The 16,600-nt window shown below is 51.5% G+C and carries 13 protein-coding genes; 5 read left to right on the top strand and 8 right to left on the bottom strand.

From position 1 onward, the window contains the following. Positions 1–102: 102 nt before the first annotated feature. On the top strand, positions 103–1,149 hold the full coding sequence (locus NZ653_06645; GenBank protein MCS7286792.1) for a hypothetical protein: 1,047 nt from the start codon (positions 103–105) through the stop codon (positions 1,147–1,149). 176 nt (positions 1,150–1,325) lie between these two features. After that, on the top strand, positions 1,326–1,562 hold the full coding sequence (locus NZ653_06650) for a zinc ribbon domain-containing protein (protein MCS7286793.1): 237 nt from the start codon (positions 1,326–1,328) through the stop codon (positions 1,560–1,562). Between the two features lie 145 nt (positions 1,563–1,707). On the opposite strand, the gene NZ653_06655 is transcribed toward NZ653_06650, so the two are convergent. The 4 genes from NZ653_06655 to NZ653_06670 all read right to left on the bottom strand — a co-directional run bounded on the left by NZ653_06655 (position 1,708) and on the right by NZ653_06670 (position 7,609). Beyond that, positions 1,708–2,850 carry a trypsin-like peptidase domain-containing protein gene (locus NZ653_06655; protein ID MCS7286794.1) on the bottom strand — a complete coding sequence of 381 codons (1,143 nt, stop codon included), beginning with the start codon at positions 2,848–2,850 and terminating at the stop codon, positions 1,708–1,710. Next, positions 2,847–4,076 (bottom strand): trypsin-like peptidase domain-containing protein, encoded by a 1,230-nt coding sequence (locus tag NZ653_06660; GenBank protein MCS7286795.1) that lies wholly within the window; start codon positions 4,074–4,076, stop codon positions 2,847–2,849. Before NZ653_06660 ends, NZ653_06655 begins: the two co-directional genes overlap by 4 nt. A gap of 96 nt (positions 4,077–4,172) precedes the next feature. Next, a complete protein-coding gene (polA, locus tag NZ653_06665; protein ID MCS7286796.1) occupies positions 4,173–6,914 on the bottom strand; it encodes a DNA polymerase I in 2,742 nt (913 codons plus the stop codon). Further along, entirely contained in the window at positions 6,911–7,609 is a 699-nt protein-coding gene (locus NZ653_06670; protein MCS7286797.1) for a response regulator, read from the bottom strand. Before NZ653_06670 ends, polA begins: the two co-directional genes overlap by 4 nt. 105 nt (positions 7,610–7,714) lie before the next feature. Between NZ653_06670 and NZ653_06675 the strand changes: the two genes are divergently transcribed. Beyond that, on the top strand, positions 7,715–8,908 hold the full coding sequence (locus NZ653_06675) for an acetyl-CoA C-acetyltransferase (GenBank protein MCS7286798.1): 1,194 nt from the start codon (positions 7,715–7,717) through the stop codon (positions 8,906–8,908). A 113-nt stretch (positions 8,909–9,021) separates the two neighbouring features. Here NZ653_06675 and NZ653_06680 read toward each other — a convergent pair whose 3' ends face one another. From NZ653_06680 to NZ653_06695, 4 genes are all read right to left on the bottom strand, one after another. Next, a complete protein-coding gene (locus NZ653_06680; protein MCS7286799.1) occupies positions 9,022–9,756 on the bottom strand; it encodes a class I SAM-dependent methyltransferase in 735 nt (244 codons plus the stop codon). 136 nt (positions 9,757–9,892) lie between these two features. Next, on the bottom strand, positions 9,893–11,218 hold the full coding sequence (gene hflX / locus NZ653_06685; GenBank protein ID MCS7286800.1) for a GTPase HflX: 1,326 nt from the start codon (positions 11,216–11,218) through the stop codon (positions 9,893–9,895). Next, complete coding sequence (locus tag NZ653_06690) at positions 11,215–13,149, bottom strand: beta-phosphoglucomutase family hydrolase (protein ID MCS7286801.1); 1,935 nt, start codon at positions 13,147–13,149, stop codon at positions 11,215–11,217. Before NZ653_06690 ends, hflX begins: the two co-directional genes overlap by 4 nt. A 12-nt stretch (positions 13,150–13,161) precedes the next feature. Beyond that, complete coding sequence (locus NZ653_06695; protein ID MCS7286802.1) at positions 13,162–13,935, bottom strand: glycosyltransferase family 2 protein; 774 nt, start codon at positions 13,933–13,935, stop codon at positions 13,162–13,164. Positions 13,936–14,728: 793 nt separating this feature from the next. On the opposite strand from NZ653_06695, the gene NZ653_06700 reads away from it, so the two are divergent. Beyond that, complete coding sequence (locus NZ653_06700; protein ID MCS7286803.1) at positions 14,729–15,085, top strand: transposase; 357 nt, start codon at positions 14,729–14,731, stop codon at positions 15,083–15,085. A gap of 246 nt (positions 15,086–15,331) precedes the next feature. Next, entirely contained in the window at positions 15,332–16,219 is an 888-nt protein-coding gene (locus NZ653_06705) for a VIT1/CCC1 transporter family protein (GenBank protein MCS7286804.1), read from the top strand. Positions 16,220–16,600 lie beyond the last annotated feature (381 nt).

A 16,600-nucleotide genomic window follows, 5' to 3' on the forward strand; every position in this document is an offset into this window, starting at 1 on the left:
TTGGCGGGCGGATGGTTAGCGCAAACCAAAATCCGTAACGGCCTGTGGGCGATGAAGGACAAGCTTTGGAGCACGCTAATACGCCCTTGGACAATTGTCCTGATGGCGTCTGTTATTTATCTGATTGTGATTTTGGGCCTGAACAAATGGGACCCTATGGTCCTGGCAGCAATAGGGACCCGTTTCAGCGAACTGGACCCAGCAGGCAGCGAAGGATATGATGGTCAGTTCGCTTACTACATAGCCACAAACCCTTCGGGTGCTGCGCCCCATCTTGATGTACCAGCTTACCGTTATCAGCGCATACTGTATCCGCTGCTGTGCCGCTTCCTCGCCTTTGGCCAGCGCGACCTTATACCCTGGATTATGCCTCTGGTGAATATACTGGCCCTGACGGCAGGAACCTACTTTGTCGAAAGGCTGCTTAAGGGGTTCGGTGTAACTTCTTACTACGCCATAGTTTACGGACTTTTCCCGGGCCTATTTTTATCCTTAAGGCTGGACCTGAATGAACCTCTGGCCTATGCTCTGGTTTGTGGAGGCATACTGGCTTTCGAAAGGGGAAAAGAGCGCTCAGGAGCAATACTGTTCGGATTGGCAGGCCTGGCTAAGGAACAGGCCCTGCTTTTTGCGGGGGGATATGCCCTGGCTTTCATAGCCAGGAGGAAGTGGGAGGAGCTGAAAGAGCTGGCGCTCTTCTCCTTCTTTCCCATGGCTGTTCTGCAGGGGGCTCTCTGGTTGCGTTTCGGGGATTTTGGCATAGGTTCAGGGGGAGCTGGGGCCACTCCTTTCAGTATCATTCCCTACGGAGGACTTTTGCAGATAGGATTCTTAAACATTCGTGCCCTTTTACTGTGGCTTATCATCCTTGGCCCCGGCGCCCTTTTCCCTTCCATAGCTTTGAGCTATCTATCAGCAGTTCGCCTCGTAAAGGGGGAACGTCATCCCCTGGCTTTTTCCACGTTACTGCACGCTCTAATTTTGGCTTTTCTGCCCTTTTCCACGTGGCGGGAATTCCTTGCTATTTTAAGGTTCCTATCCGGGCTTGCCGCAGCGACTATCCTCTACGGAGCTCTCATTCGCTCACGCCGTATGCTCAATTACTCGCTTTTCTGGCTGAGCTATCTTGTCTTTATTTTCAAGGTGTAATCTCAAAACACAATGGGTGGAGAGGGCAGGACACAATCCCTTCTTGGACTGCATCCGTATTCACCTATCAGGAGAGTCACGGCTGCGCCGGAAGCGATTTTGCCATTCGCGGAACAAGGTGTAAAATTTTTAAATTGAAACTTAATAGAAACTCTCACACGGCGGAGGTGATGGCTATGCCTATTTACGAATACGAATGTCTGGACTGCGGGGTGCACTTTGAACGGATTCAACGCTTTTCTGATCCACCAGTGGAGGAATGCCCTAATGGCCATCGCCATGTGCGCCGGGTGTTTCACGCTCCGGGCGTAATCTTCAAGGGCTCTGGTTTCTATACCACCGATTATGCCCGAAAAAGCAGCAATGGCAGTGAGAAGAAGGAAGATAAAGGCGAGGGGAAAGAGAAGGAATAACTGAGGCAAGGCGATTCCAATCACCGAAGGATGGTCATTGTAAAGGTGTGAAGCGCCCAAAATGTAAAAAGGGCCGGCGCTCTCCGCACCGGCCTCCAATATCATTTTTACAGGCTAATTGTCAGGGGTAGAGCGGCGGTGTCTTTTACTGCGGCTCTTCTTCCAGTATTGCTTTAATTTTGAAGCTTTTCCCTTCCCTTATGATTTTCAATTCCACCGTTTGCCCCACTCTGGTGTTATCCTCAATATATGCGTTGAGGGCTTCAACACCCTTTACGGGAATGCCATCTATTTCCGTTATTATGTCCCCTCCCACAAGGATAATCCGGTTTCCTATGGTAATCTGCCCTGTAGCCCCTCTTATGCCTGCTTTGTGGGCCGGGCTCCCCCGGTAAACACGAGCCACCAGCACCCCCTCCTCCACCGGGAGGTTCAAGCGGCGGGCCAGTGTCGGTGTTATGGTGTATCCAATGATCCCTAACCAGGGATGACGATAGCGGCCATAAGCAATGAGCTCAGGCACAACCCTTTTGAGAACATTTACAGGGATAGCAAAGCCCACTCCAGCGTAAGCCCTGCTGGGAGATACTATCGCCGTGTTAACGCCTATCACCCTGCCTTTAGAGTCCAGCAATGGGCCTCCGGAGTTACCAGGGTTAATGGCTGCGTCAGTTTGAATAAGATTCCTGATAATCCGTCCGTTCTCCAGTTCCAGAGTTCGGTTCAATGCGCTCACCACTCCTACCGTTAAAGTCCGCTCAAACCTTCCGAAGGGGTTACCTATGGCTATAGCCCACTGCCCAACCTGTAACGCAGAAGAATCCCCAAGCTCCACCGGAACCAGCCTGTCAGGAGGAACGTTGACTTTAAGCACCGCCAGGTCGTTGATGGGGTCAACGCCCACTACTTCAGCGGGGACTGAGAGGTCTTCCCCAAAGCTCACCTCGATAGATTGGGCACCCTCAATTACATGGTAATTGGTAACAATGTGGCCTTCTTTATCGTAAACAAAGCCCGAACCAGCGCCCTCCTCCGGGTAAACTCCGAAGAAGAAATCCCACTGGAGAACCTGAGTGGTGATGTTGACAACAGATGGGGCCACTTTTTTGTAGATGTTGATGAGAATTTGCTCTCCTGGCTCCAGATCCGCAGGAACTGCGGGGGTGGGAGTCGGGGTTGGAGCAGGGGTGAAACTTACCACCTCTTTAACATCCGCAAAGGTTGGAACCAAAGTGCAACCCGTTGTCAGAAGTATCAGCATCAGTAAAAGTATCAGCCTTCTGCTCATTGCTCCTCCTCCAGAGCCTGGGGCCTCTTGCCCAGCACCACTCTGACTTTAACCTCCTCCCCGTCTCTTATAACTTTCAGGGTGATTTCCTGGCCCACGGAGGTGTTGTAAATCAGGTAAGTGAGGAGGTCATCAAACCGCCGTATTTCCTGCCCATCCACGCCTGTAATTATATCGCCTCCTACGGTTATCTCTCCGCCCATGAACTGGACCTTCTTCGTTCCTCCCTTGATGCCAGCCTTGTGAGCCGGGCCATCCTTTATTGTTCGGATCACCAGAGCCCCGTAATCCACGGGCAGGTCAAATTCCCTGGCGAGGGCTTTGGTGACGGTTGTGCCTTCAATTCCAAGCCATGGGTAATCGTATGAACCCTTTTCTATCAAAACGGGAACGATTTTCTTAGCCAGGTTTATGGGCACAGCGAAACCGATGCCTGCATTTATGCCCACGGGAGACTCTATAGCTGTGTTTATACCTATGACCTGGCCGGAGGAGTTCAGCAGCGGTCCGCCCGAGTTCCCCGGGTTTATAGTCGCATCTGTCTGGATTACTTCCGGAATTGTGAAAGGAATTGCGGCGGGCCGGAGGGTCCTGCCCACTGCGCTTATTATCCCCACCGTCATGGTACCTGCCAGACCAAAGGGGTTGCCGATGGCAATTGCCCTCTGGCCAACCTTAACCTGGGAAGAATCTCCCAGTTCTGCAGGGTGAGCACCCTCTGTCAGTTCGTCCACTTTTAGAACCGCCAGGTCACTGTGAGGGTCCGTCCCCACCACCCTTGCCCTGGCAGCGTCACCGTTGTAAAAGATGACCTCTATCTCTTCGGCATCGGAAACCACATGGTTGTTCGTCACTATGTAACCTCTTTCGTCCCACACAAACCCTGAACCCCTTCCTTCCGAGGGGATCTCAGGATGAGAGAAGGGGAGCCGGATTAACCCTTTTTTGACCACTCTTATGGATACAACGGCTGGATTAACCCTCTCGTAAATGCTTACAAGAAGGGCTTCCTCCTCTTCATCCAGCACCTCACCTGTGACCACCACTTCTTTGGAAGTGAGAGCTGCCGGAGTTGGCGTTGGAACGGGTGTGACCTTAACAGTCTTGGGTTGCGGGGTTGGAGTCGCCTCCCAAATCCGGGGTATTTTAAGGAGGTCCAGCTCCATCTTGCAGGCTCCTGAGAGCAGAGCGGTTACAAGACCGATTATTAGCCATTTACGACTCATCCCTCACCTCCCACCACTAACAAATCCTTTATTTTTATTGTTCCACAGCTCTGTGAAAGATTTGTGAAGAAACCCTGAAGGGGCATGGATATCCCCTCAGGCCTCCAGGGGCTGCAGTTCTCCCCAGTTCTTGCCCACCTCCAGCTCCACCTTTAAGGGAGCTTTAAGTTCGTAAGCACCTTCCATGATTTCTCTAACCATAGGGGCCACAATGGAGAGCTCTTCCTCGGGGACCTCTATAACCAGTTCATCGTGAACCTGAAGGACAAGGCGGGAACGAAGGCCACGCTCTTTAAGGGCCCGGTGGAGGCGTACCATGGCAATCTTTATTATGTCAGCAGCGCTTCCCTGAATGGGGGCGTTTATCGCCATGCGTTCGGCAGCAGCTTTAACCTGACGATTGGCTTTGCTTTCGGGGGAAAGCTCCGGGAAATAGCGGCGACGACCCAGCAGGGTTTCCACGTAGCCTTCCTGCTGGGCTCTGGCTTTGGTGTTTTCAATGTAAATCTTCACTTTTGGGTAACGGGCAAAGTAGTTCTGGATGAATCTGTGAGCTTCTTCGGGGGTGAGGCCCGTTTCCTCGGCCAGGCCGTAAGCGCTCATCCCATAACTTATGCCGAAGTTGACAGTCTTGGCCAGCCGGCGCATCTCAGGTGTAACTTGGTCTATCGGAATTCCAAGGATGGTGGAAGCTGTGCTGGCGTGGATATCTTCACCCCTGAGGAAGGCAGCAATAAGCCCTTCGTCTCCGCTTATGTGCGCTAAAATCCTCAATTCCACCTGAGAATAATCAGCCGAAAGGAGCAACCACCCATCTTCAGCTACGAAAGCCCTGCGCACAGCTTTGCCTATATCGGTCCTGGTAGGGATGTTCTGGAGGTTAGGGTCGCTTGAGGAAAGCCTGCCTGTTACGGTTCCAGTTTGGTGGTAAGAGGTGTGAACTCTTCCAGTGGTCCTGTTAACCATGCCAGGCAGAGCGTCCACATAGGTGGATTTTATCTTGGCAAGATGTCTGTGTTCCAGCAGGAGCTCTATGACCGGATGGCGTCCCCGTAATTTCTCCAGAACGTCCGCCGAAGTAGAATAATGGCCGGACTTGGTCCTGGGGACACCCTGGGCGGAAATGCCCAGCTTACCGAAGAGGGCATCGGATAATTGCTCCGGGGAATTGACGTTAAAGCGATAGCCCACGTACCTGTAGATTTCATCCTCAAGGCTCTGGAGCTTCTGAGCCAGTTCTCTGGACATCTCCCGCAGGAAGGGTATATCCAGCTTAACCCCCGTCATCTCCATGTCCATGAGCACGGGGATGAGGGGGAGTTCCACCTCGTAGAAGAGTTTGGTCAGCCCCAACTCCCGCAGTTTCTGGTCCAGCAGGCCCACCAGGCGATAGGTTATATCGGCATCTGCGGCGGCATAAGGGGCAACTTTGGGTATGGGCAGCAGGTCCATGCTGATCTGGTTTTTCCCTCTGCCTATGAGCTCTTCAATGGTGGTCATTTCAACGCCGAGGTAAGCCCAGGCCAGGTCTTTGAGGTTCAGGTTCCGGCCTGCTGGGTTTACAAGCCAGCCTGCTACCATGGTATCAAAGGCGAGGCCTCTGACTTTTATCCCATTCCTCGCCAGCACAATCATATCGTATTTAGCATGGTGGGCGTACTTGGCTATGGTTTCGTCTTCCAAGATGCGAGCCAGCTTCTCTTTTACCAGCTCCCAGGGGAGTTGCTGGCCCTCCAGATGCCCTATGGGGATGTAATATCCATCTCCTTCCTTGAAAGCCAGCGATATCCCTACAAGTCTGGCCCTCATCGGGTCTATGTCCGTGGTTTCAACGTCGAAAGCCAGCCCTGTGGCCTCGGAAAGTTTCTCCATAAGGAGGTTGAAGGCTTCTTCATCTTGAATGGCAACATATTGTCCCGGTTCGGCCCTGTGGCGGACTTCCACCTGACCTATGAGGGGTAGCTGGCGGATTTCACCTGTCTCGGGGAGGCGCTTGTATAGAGAGCGAAATTCAAGTTCGCGGAAAACTTCCTTGACTTTTTCCTCATCGTAGCCCTGATACCGTAAATCCTCCAGGGTTATATCCAGGGGTATGTCGGTTCGGATAGTAACGAGGGCTTTGTTGAGGAAAGCTTTATCCCGATTCTCTAGGAGGGCTTCTTTTACGGATGAGGGGGTGATTTCGTCTATGTGCTGGTAAATACCCTCAATGCTTCCATACTCCCGCAGGAGCCTTGTGGCAATGGTTTCGCCTATGCGAGGTATGCCGGGGATGTTATCGGTCTTATCGCCCACCAGAGCTTTGAAATCGGCCAGCTGGTGCGGTTCAAGGCCGTACCTTTCCAGGATTTTCTCCCGGTCGTAAACAATCGTGTCCGAAAAGCGCCGGCCTGAAGTCAAAACCCTCACCTTTGGGCCTATAAGCTGGAAAGCATCGGTATCGCCTGTAACGATGAGGGTTTCCACACCTTCCTCGGAAGCTTTCCGAGCCAGAGTTCCCAGAATATCATCGGCTTCGTATCCCTCTATCGCTATGGATTTTATTCCCAGTGCTTCCACTACCTGCGATATGCGTTTCAGCTGGACGGCCAGGTCTTCGCCCATTTTAGCTCTGTGAGCTTTGTATTCGGCGAAGGACTCATGGCGGAAACTTCGGCCAGCATCAAAGGCAACAGCTATGTAGTCGGGTTTCTCTTCCTTCAAGACATTAAGGAGCATGGAGGTGAAGCCGTATACGGCGTTGGTGGGCTCCCCTTTTGAGGTACTCATCTCCAGGGGAAGAGCGTGGTAGGCTCTGTAAGCGAGGGCGTGCCCGTCCACAATAACCAATTTTTTCATCTCGGCACCACCTCCTTCTTCTTCACCACCAGCCGTATCATCCCCAAAGGCACCTCGCGGGAAAAGGCCATGGCCAGTAGGCTACCGTCGCTCAACCTTGTCCCGTATATGCATCTTTTTTCAGAGCGGTAATAGATTTCAGCCGAATGAGCATGACTGTAAGGGTTTTCTTCCAGAACTTTGGCAACCCACTGGAAAAGCTTTGAAGCTTCTTCTCTGTCTCCACCTGCCCAGAAGCGAGGATCTGAATCGCCGAAGGTTAAAAGTTCAGGCGATAATTCCTGAAAGATTTCTTCAGCCCACCTGGTAAATTCCCTCGCTGGGGGAGCAGCCACCACTTCCCTCTGGGAAAGGGCCTTTCCCATGATCTCTGGCAGATCGCCCACAAAGAAGGGCTTGGGTATTATGCCGTCTACCCCAAGCTTTTCAGGGATTGGGGAATCTCCAAAAGGTATAGCCAGGATTTTCAAGTGAGGCTTTACGTCTCGGAGGGTCTGGATCAGGCTTTCCGGATTTATATCTTTGAGGCCCATGTCCACGATCACCATCCTTGGATGCTCTTCTATGGATTTGGCAAGGCCCTCTTCTCCGGTGGTTGCGATGGAAGCTTCATAGTCCCCTGAAGATTCCAGGGCCTCTTTAAGGATGGTGGCGAAAGCCAGATCATGGTCAATGATTAAGACCTTTTTCTTCATTTTCCTCGCCTCCGGAAAGGATTTTATCACTTGCCAAAGGATTGCGCAACTAATTTTGCTGTGCTATAATTGCGGCCGGTTCATCAATCCCTTAAGGAGGCTGCCATGGCAGAAGAAGTTGTCATCGTAAGCGGATGCAGAACCCCCATTGGTCGTTTCATGGGTTCCCTCTCTGCCATTCCCGCTCCCAAGCTCGGGGCTATTGCAATAAAAGAGGCTGTAAGGCGCGCTGGAGTGGACCCTGCCACTATTGATGAGGTTATAATGGGCAATGTGGTTTCGGCCGGGATAGGGCAAGCTCCTGCCCGTCAGGCTGCTATATTTGCCGGCTTGCCCCCTTCTGTTGGGGCTGTTACTGTGAACAAAGTCTGTGGCTCAGGCCTCAAAGCTGTTATGATGGCAGCTTCCATGATTAAAGCAGGCGAGGGTGAAATCTACGTGGCGGGGGGCATGGAAAACATGAGCATGGGGCCTTATCTTCTCTTGAAAGCCCGCCAGGGCTATCGCCTGGGCCACGACCGAGTCCTGGACGCCACCGTCCACGACGGGCTCTGGTGCGCCTTTGAGGACCAACACATGGGCAATGCTGCAGAATTTATCGCAGAGCAGTTTGGGATAACGCGAGAGGAGCTGGACCGTTACGCTTATGAAAGCCACATGAAAGCAATTGCAGCCATAGATGCAGGTAAATTCCGGGAGGAAATCGTTCCCGTAGAAATTTCCCAGCCTAAAGGGCCACCTCTACTTTTTGATACTGATGAAAACCCGCGGCGGGATACTTCTTTGGAGAAACTGGCTCAGCTTAAACCTGCCTTCAAGCCCGATGGCATAGTCACGGCTGGGAACTCCCCGGGTATAACCGACGGTGCGGCAGCGGTAGTGATTATGAGTCGGAAGAAAGCCGATGAACTCGGGATAAAGCCTTTAGCCAGGATAGTGGACTACACATACGCTGCCGTTGAACCCAAATGGCTCTTCATAGCTCCCGTGCATGCCATCCGGAGGCTCTTGAAAAAGACTGGCACAACCCTGGCAGATTATGACCTCATTGAACTTAACGAGGCCTTTGCTGCCCAGGTCCTGGCCGATGGCAAAGCCCTGGCTGAAGAAGGGTGGGACTGGTCAAAGGTTAACGTTAACGGAGGAGCCATAGCTCTTGGCCATCCTATAGGGGCAAGTGGCACTCGCTGCCTTGTTACTCTCCTTTACGCTCTTAAAGACCGGGGCCTGAAGAGAGGCCTTGTCTCTCTTTGTCTTGGGGGAGGGGAGGCAGTGGCCATGGCCGTAGAAATGGTTTAAGTGGTAGGGCATAAGGACACCTTCAGATCGTGCTGGAAAGGTATTGTTTCACCCACTTGAACACAGATTTCGCTTCGGCATGGGCTCAACCCGTGGATAGGTTACAGAACAAGTCAGATGAAAGCAAGCGCCTCTGGGTCAACCAATTTTCTCAGTTCTTCTTTTGAGCCCTCGGCTTTGGTGGCAACAATCTGGACGAAAAATTTGGGGGTAAGGCAGTACAGCAATTGAAGCCCTGCTTTCCGGGTAAAAATTATTAGCTCCTGAGGAGTGGCGAAGCGACTGTGATGGATCGGGCGAACTTCCCTGCCTTTGTAGTGTTCTATTTCCCAGACAAACCGCGCCCATCCCTCTTCTGTGCTGAGGTTGAGGGCGTCATAAAAAATAAGGCCGCCAGGTTTCGTAACTCGCCCCATCTCTTTGATATAAGCAAAAATGTCTATCTGGGGAATATGCATGAAAACTGCGTGGCAATATACCCGGTCAAACTCGTTATCGTTAAAGTCGCGTAAGGAATTATCGCTCAGCACCTTGAGGTTCACATTCTTCAGGTGAGCAGTTCTCTGTTTTGCGATACGTATAATTGAGCTGGAAATGTCACATCCCCACCATTCGCCACAATGTGGAGCTAACTCGCGACCGATGCGTGCAACGCCACAGCCAACCTCTAAAACCTTATGACTCTGGTTTATGCTTAGCCCTTGCACCAATGCTTGAGCAGCTCGTTGTCCACTTTCTCGCAACTCTTCTTCGCTTTTGCTACTATCCATCATTAAATAGGCAACTTTTCGATCTTTACCGATGTACTCCCAAACTTCTTTTGGGCTCGCCCACTTGCGGTTTTCCATTCGCCATAATCGGTAAGCAGATATCGGATTTCGCCACCATTTTTCCTGGAAAAACCTAGTTATTATATCCCGCCCAGGCACAAATTATACCCTCGCAGAAAACTGAAAATAGCCGTACCCCCACAGTGGAGGGATTTTACTTAACCTTTTCAAGTTTTCCCATCAGATCGGGAGGCACGTAGCCGCGGATGTAAACTCCGCTGTCGCGGGGTTCTTCGCTTTCCACAATTCCCCATTGCCGGAAGAGGCTGAGAAGGTAGCTCTGGGTGTAAGGGATAAAGAGTTCCACCCATTCATACCTTCTCCGCAGAATTTCCTCCACCTTTCCCATGAGCCTATCAAGGCCTATTTTCTTCAGGGCTGAGATAGGAACTACGTTGGGGAAGTAGGAGGCGAGTGCTTCCACTTTGCCCGGGTCCTCAAGTTTGTCAATCTTATTTAGCGCGGTAATTATCGGCTTAGTATTAGCCCCAAGCTCGTGAAGTATATCCCATACCGTCCGGCTCTGGTTGAGGGCGTGAGGGCTAGTTATATCAACCACGTGGATTATTATGTCTGCATCCAGAACTTCCTCCAGAGTAGCCCGGAAGGCAGCTAAAAGTTGCGGCGGTAGTTTTTGGATAAACCCTACTGTGTCGGTAACCAGCACCTCCTTGCCGCTGGGGAGTTTAACCCTTCTGGTGGTAGGATCGAGAGTGGCAAAGAGCTTGTCTTCTACCAGGACATCGGCGTTGGCCAGGGCGTTGAGGAGGGTAGATTTGCCTGCGTTGGTGTAGCCAACTATGGCCACTATCGGTATTCCTGTGCTTTTCCTCCTATGCCGGTAAAGGTGACGGTGAGTCTTTATGTGTTCCAGTTCTTCTTTGAGGTGAGCGATCCTCTCCTTTATGCGGCGTCTGTCCATTTCCAGCTGAGTTTCACCGGGACCTCTAAGGCCAACACCAGTGCTTCCGCCCCCGGGTCCCCTCATAGTGCTGCGACCACCAGCTGGCCCACCAACCTGCCTTGAAAGGTGGGTCCAGTAACGGGTAAGACGAGGGAGGCGGTACTGGTACTGGGCCAGTTCCACCTGGATTCGTCCCTCGTGGGTTTTGGCATGCTGCGCAAAGATGTCAAGGATGAGAACGGTCCGGTCTATTATTTTGACCTTGAGAGCCTTTTCCAGCTCCCGCTGCTGGCGAGGGGAGAGTTCATCGTCAAAGATGATAAGGTTGCATCCCAGGGCTTCCTTCATAGCCTTGAGCTCCTCCACCTTGCCCGAACCGATAAAGGTGGCAGGATTTATCCGGTCAAGTTTCTGGTAAGTTTGTCCCACCACCCGTACTCCAGCAGTCCAGGCAAGCTGAGCGAGCTCCGCCAGAGAGTCCTCTATGGACCACCTGGAAGGTTTACCTTTGATTTCAACTCCTACCAGAATGGCCCTTTCCTCTTCCTGGTTGGTGGCTATAAGCCTCTTACTCATGAACTACCCTTCTCCAGCAAACTCTCAAGGATTTCCGGCGTCAACACCATAAGGCTTTCTACGATGAGGTCTGCCTCTCTGAGCTCCTCCTGGGGTCTAGTGGTAGTCAAAGCTACCGCTTTCATTCCGGCTGATTTTGCGGCCTGAATCCCTGCCGGTGAATCTTCTATCACGATGCAATTCTGAGGCTGAGCCATGCATTTTTCGGCTGCCTTGAGGAAGATTTCGGGGTCAGGCTTGCCGAATTCCACGTCCTCTTCAGTTACGAGAGCCACTATTTCATGCTCAAGCTTAAGGGTCTTAAGGATGAGGGAAGCGTTAGGTTTGGAAGTAGAGGTGGCCACAGCGATGCGGAACCGCTTCGCTTTAAGGTCCTGGATAAGCCTCAAAAGGCCTGGCATAGGGGTAAGGTGCCTATAGACAAGTTCCCGGTAGATGGCATCTTTACGCCGGCCAATCTCTTCCACCTGTTCGGATGTAAACTTAGAGCCATAGAGGGTGCGAATTATCTCCTGATTCCGCATCCCGAAGGTAGAACGAAATTGTTCGTAACTCATCTCAAGGCCAAACTCGGCCAGAGCTTTCTGCCAGGCTTGAAAATGGTAAGGAGCCGTATCCACCATAACACCGTCCAGGTCAAAGATAACAGCCCTCACAGGCAATTTTAACTGATGGATGTAAACGGACCTGGGAGGCTGGGCTTTAACGGGCAGAAGGACGTGAAAGGAGCTTCCTGGGAGGCGTTTTTCGTCGTACCCGGGGCTTTCAGCCCAGATTTTCCCGCCATGAGCCTCCACTATTCCTCTGGCAATGGTCAATCCGAGGCCAGGTCCCGCCCCCTTGAAATCAGTCTTACTGGTGCTATGGTGCTTGAAATCTTCAACTCTGTAGAACTTGTCAAAGATGCGCTCAAGCTTATCGGGAGGGATTCCTATGCCCGTATCTTTAACGGTTATGTGGACGAAATCCGTCTCGCCTCTGATAAGTTGCCCGGTAACGGTTATAGAGCCGCCGTCGGGGGTGTATTTTATAGCGTTGCTGAGGAGGTTGTAGAAAACCTGCCGCAAACGTTGGGGATCCCCTTCCACCAGCGGCAGTTCCTCTAACCCGGATAAAGAAAGGTTCAGACGCCTGTTCTGAAGGGCGGGCTGAAATTCAATCAAAAGGGACTGGAAGATTTGGGACATAGGCACTGGTTGAAGGCTAAGGGTCAAGACTTCAGCATCAATGTAGGAGACATCAATGAGGTCCCGAATTATGGATTCAAGCCTGGCTATCCCTTTGTTTAATCCCTGGAGGATGGATTGGAGACGGCTTTTATCGGGGAAATCTTCTGCCGCCAGCATCCCCACATAGCCCTGGACAAGGGTTAAGGGGGTGCGGAGCTCGTGAGCGGCAATTCGGATAAAATCGGATTTGGCCTTGTCTATGCGTTCCAGCTCTTCTTTAGCTCGCTGGAGTTCCTGGGTTCTCTCCCTCACTTTTTGCTCCAGACTCCTGTTGAGCCTCTTGATGAAGGCGAAACTTTCATCGGTAAAGGTGCTGGTCATTTTTAAAATCATGCGATCAAAGAGCTCCTCGGCCTTTTGGATGTACTCCAGCGCCTGAAGAGAAGGAAACTCCTTGGTTATTTCCTCCCAACAAGTTCTCTTCAATTCTGTAGCGATAACCAGGACTTCCCGGAGGTTATATTCTCGCTTGAGGCGGTCTTTGACCAGCTGTTCCAGGATAGCCTCAAGTGGGGAAACATCGCCCGTATCCAGGGCGGAAATAAAAGCATCATATAAAGCTTCCAGGTGACGCGCTCCCAGTTCTTTTGTTGGAAGAAGGGAATCAGTTCCGGGACTTGCCTTCCTAACAGCCCTTATCCATTTGACCATTACTAAATCCTTGCGGTCTCTAAGCCAGCAAGCCAGCTCCCTGGAAGCCATCTTCTTCCTCTTTCAATCGTAAAACCCACGCCAATCGTTCCAGCGAACTTTGATGATATCCATCAGCATCCGGAAAGAGTCCTTAAAGGGGTTTACCTTTGTGTTCTCACCGTAATACCACACCACAGGCACCTCTTTAACCTTATAGCCCCTCTTGTGGGCGAGGAGGAGGATTTCCACATCAAAGGCTGTGACAGCCCCACCCTTTATTTCCACCGCATCATCCCCGTAAAGCCTCACACGTCGGAAGAGGTCATGGCCTGCTTCGCGGCGGAAGCCTTTGAACCCGCATTGAGTATCCTGATAATGGCCCACCACGAGGAGCCTGACCAGTAAGTTGAAAATTCTGCCCATAAGGTGGCGATGCCATGGTTCTCCGTAACGGCGAGCCCCAAGGCCCTCCCTTGAGCCTATGGCCACATCGTAACCTTCTTGCAGAGGGTTAAGTAACTTGGGCAGTTCTTCTATTGGGGTGGCCAGGTCAGCATCTGAAAAAACAATAAACCGGCCGCGGGAAGCTAAGACACCGCTCCTCACAGCATAACCTTTGCCCCGATGAGTGTTACGAATAAGATGTAAATTAGGGGTACGGCGCTGGAAGCTCTCTACCACCGAAGCAGTTCCGTCCTCGCTCCCGTCATCTACGACGATAATTTCCCAGGAATAATCTTGTTTTCCAAAATAATCCAGCACCCTTTCCAAGGTGCGGGGAAGTCTTTTTTCTTCGTTATAAGCTGGAATCACAAAGCTCAGGAAAATTTCCTCGGCCGTGGCTGCCCTCCTCACTGAGTTTTCCCCTTTATGCTTTATACTCCTTGAAGCCAATTTTGTCAATTTAACGCCGTTCTTGCGCCGGGAGGTTAGATTAACCCTGAGGCTGTTGAAAGCCTTATTCTTTCTCTGTGGGTCTTTAAGCAAATCCATCGTCTTTCCTGGCGTAAGTTAAAAGCAATAGCCAGGCAGTTGATACTAAAGGTGCCTGACTTCTCTACCCTGCATTATCGGATAAAATTCAATGCTTGGCTTGCTCAGCAAATCCTTGCCGGTGAATCTTTGGAGATTCCCTTTCCCTGTCTGATGGCGCCGAGGTAGTAATATTGATTGAGGCATCCCTTGGACCACCCTATTCGGATGAGCGGGTTTTATTCTTGAAATGGCTGAAGAAAAGGGAGATATGGGGCGAATTGGTGCATAGTTCAGGTTGGCAGGCAGTAGTGGCAGTTCATGAGAATTTCTAAAGCTGTGGGCTCAAGATTTATCGGCAGCGCTTTCTGGTGGAATCATGGATAGGTTCTAAATATGGCTTTAAGAGCTGTATGGGGGCGCTTAGTAGTGTGAAATCTGGGCATTCTCTTTTGGTGATTCCAGACCAACTAATCCCCCCTTTAGAACAGCCTCGTTAATTCTTGACATTTGTAGATGTTTATGTTACCTTAAGGGCCATGAAGTTATCTCTGCGGGCTAAGAAAACGGGGATTAGTTTTGCCCAATGCCCGACAATCGCCCATCGGGACGATATTGGTTCTTGAGGATGAAAACGCGCAGAAGAAACCATGAAGGGTGGCAAGCGTGTCCTTTTGTGGAGATAGTCCAGAAGGAAGGAAAATGGTATGTGAAGCTGAGCTTTAAGAAGGTGGTGGAACTCCGAGAGGAGCTGCCAAAAGGTATAGACATAGGCTATAGGAAGCTCATAGCTACTTCAGATGGAAAACACATAAAGGAGTTTGTAGAGAAGGAGATAGACAAGAAAAGGCAAGGGTCTAAGAACTTCAGGCAAAAGAAGCACGATCTGAAAAGGGTCGTGGATGGGGCGTTCAGTAATGGGGATGTTTTCAGGTGCCTGCAATGTGGATACGCGGAAGATGTGGACATTATAGGTGCGAGGAACATCCTCAAGCGGTTTATAGAGAAGCCTATAGTCCCTTTATACCTGTGAAACCTGTTCCCATAGCAATGTGAATAAATGTCTATGGGAATGGGAACTACAACTGCAGGCAAAGGAGCCATTAAAGGGTTCAGTTCTGAGGTTATGTGAGCCGAAGGGGAGAATTGACGCCGTACCCACGGATGACGGAAGAATTGCCCGATAAAGGGCAGGCTCCCATACAATGGCTTGAGATTCGCCGGCAAAGGGCTCAATTTGTTAACATATTCCAAATGGTCATAGGCTGAAGGAGGAAACATGAAGGAAGGTCAAATCCCGTTGACTTCTGAGCAAAGAGAAATCTTGCTGGCTTACCAGCGAGATGAGTTGACCGAACACCACATTTATACCCGGCTGGCACGGACAATTCGCTCGCCGGAGAATCAGGCGATTTTGGAGCGCATTGCCGCAGACGAGCTGCGCCATTCCCGCCAGTGGCAATCGTTCACCGGACAGGAAGTCCATCCCGATTGGCTCAAGGTCTGGTTCTACACGCTGGTCGGCCGTATCCTGGGTTTTACCTTTGCTGTCAAGCTAATGGAGCGAGGGGAAGAAGGAGCGCAGGAAAACTATTCTCGTATAGAAGACGTCATTCCCGACGCCGCAGCCATTGCTCAGGAGGAGAAAGCACACGAAGAAGCTTTGCTGGGGATGCTGGATGAGGAACGGCTCCGTTATACTGGCTCTATTATCCTGGGCCTGAACGATGCGCTGGTGGAGCTGACGGGCGCACTGGCGGGGCTGACTTTTGCGCTCCAGAATACCAGTCTGGTAGCAATGACAGGTGCTATTACAGGCATAGCCGCTGCCCTTTCCATGGGAGCTTCCGAGTATCTCTCAACAAAAGCAGAAGGGGGTGGACGGAACCCATTGCGGGCGTCTTTATATACCGGTGTTGCCTATATTTTTACTGTACTGGCTCTCATCATGCCATATCTGGTGATGAAAAATCCGTATCTCTGTCTGGCAACCGCACTGGTGATAGCTGTGCTCATTATCGCCTTTTTCAATTACTACATTTCTGTGGCCCGTGATCTTCCGTTCCGGCGGCGGTTCCTTGAGATGGCCGGATTGAGCTTGGCTGTGGCAGCGATTAGTTTTGGCATTGGAATACTGATGCGAGCGGTGTTTGGAGTTGAGATATAAATCGCAGGTAGTAAACGGCTGGATCAAGGGGAGACCGCTTTAGAGGTTTATGGGGCACATCCCCCAGACCTCCTGCCGTGGGGCAAGCCCCCTGGACCCCCCAATTTTCCCCGCCCTCGTGGGCCTAGGGTTTGACACGGTTCTAGGTCCCACTCGTGGGCAGGATGCAAGGGGTGGTTGATCGCTCCCTTTTTGAGGTTTTTGGGGGCACATCCCCCAGACCCCCTGCCATGGGGCAAGCCCCCTGGACCCCCCCAATTTTCCCCACCCTCGTGGGCCCAGGGTTTGCCACGGTTCTGGGTCCCACTCGTGGGCGGGGTGCAAAGGGTGGTTGATTGCTCCCTTTTTGAGGTTTTTGGGGGCACATCCCCCAGACCCCCT

It is taken from the genome of Anaerolineae bacterium, assembly GCA_025062375.1.
GTDB lineage: Bacteria > Chloroflexota > Anaerolineae > SpSt-600 > SpSt-600 > SpSt-600.

What these genes read in the sequence shown, in the direction of transcription:
- NZ653_06645 (MCS7286792.1), top strand. Translation starts at nt 103, where the DNA reads ATGGCGTCTGTTATTTATCTGATTGTGATTTTGGGCCTGAACAAATGG.
- NZ653_06650 (MCS7286793.1), top strand. Translation starts at nt 1,326, where the DNA reads ATGCCTATTTACGAATACGAATGTCTGGACTGCGGGGTGCACTTTGAA.
- NZ653_06655 (MCS7286794.1), bottom strand. Translation starts at nt 2,850, where the DNA reads ATGAGCAGAAGGCTGATACTTTTACTGATGCTGATACTTCTGACAACG.
- NZ653_06660 (MCS7286795.1), bottom strand. Translation starts at nt 4,076, where the DNA reads ATGAGTCGTAAATGGCTAATAATCGGTCTTGTAACCGCTCTGCTCTCA.
- polA (MCS7286796.1), bottom strand. Translation starts at nt 6,914, where the DNA reads ATGAAAAAATTGGTTATTGTGGACGGGCACGCCCTCGCTTACAGAGCC.
- NZ653_06670 (MCS7286797.1), bottom strand. Translation starts at nt 7,609, where the DNA reads ATGAAGAAAAAGGTCTTAATCATTGACCATGATCTGGCTTTCGCCACC.
- NZ653_06675 (MCS7286798.1), top strand. Translation starts at nt 7,715, where the DNA reads ATGGCAGAAGAAGTTGTCATCGTAAGCGGATGCAGAACCCCCATTGGT.
- NZ653_06680 (MCS7286799.1), bottom strand. Translation starts at nt 9,756, where the DNA reads ATGGAAAACCGCAAGTGGGCGAGCCCAAAAGAAGTTTGGGAGTACATC.
- hflX (MCS7286800.1), bottom strand. Translation starts at nt 11,218, where the DNA reads ATGAGTAAGAGGCTTATAGCCACCAACCAGGAAGAGGAAAGGGCCATT.
- NZ653_06690 (MCS7286801.1), bottom strand. Translation starts at nt 13,149, where the DNA reads ATGGCTTCCAGGGAGCTGGCTTGCTGGCTTAGAGACCGCAAGGATTTA.
- NZ653_06705 (MCS7286804.1), top strand. Translation starts at nt 15,332, where the DNA reads ATGAAGGAAGGTCAAATCCCGTTGACTTCTGAGCAAAGAGAAATCTTG.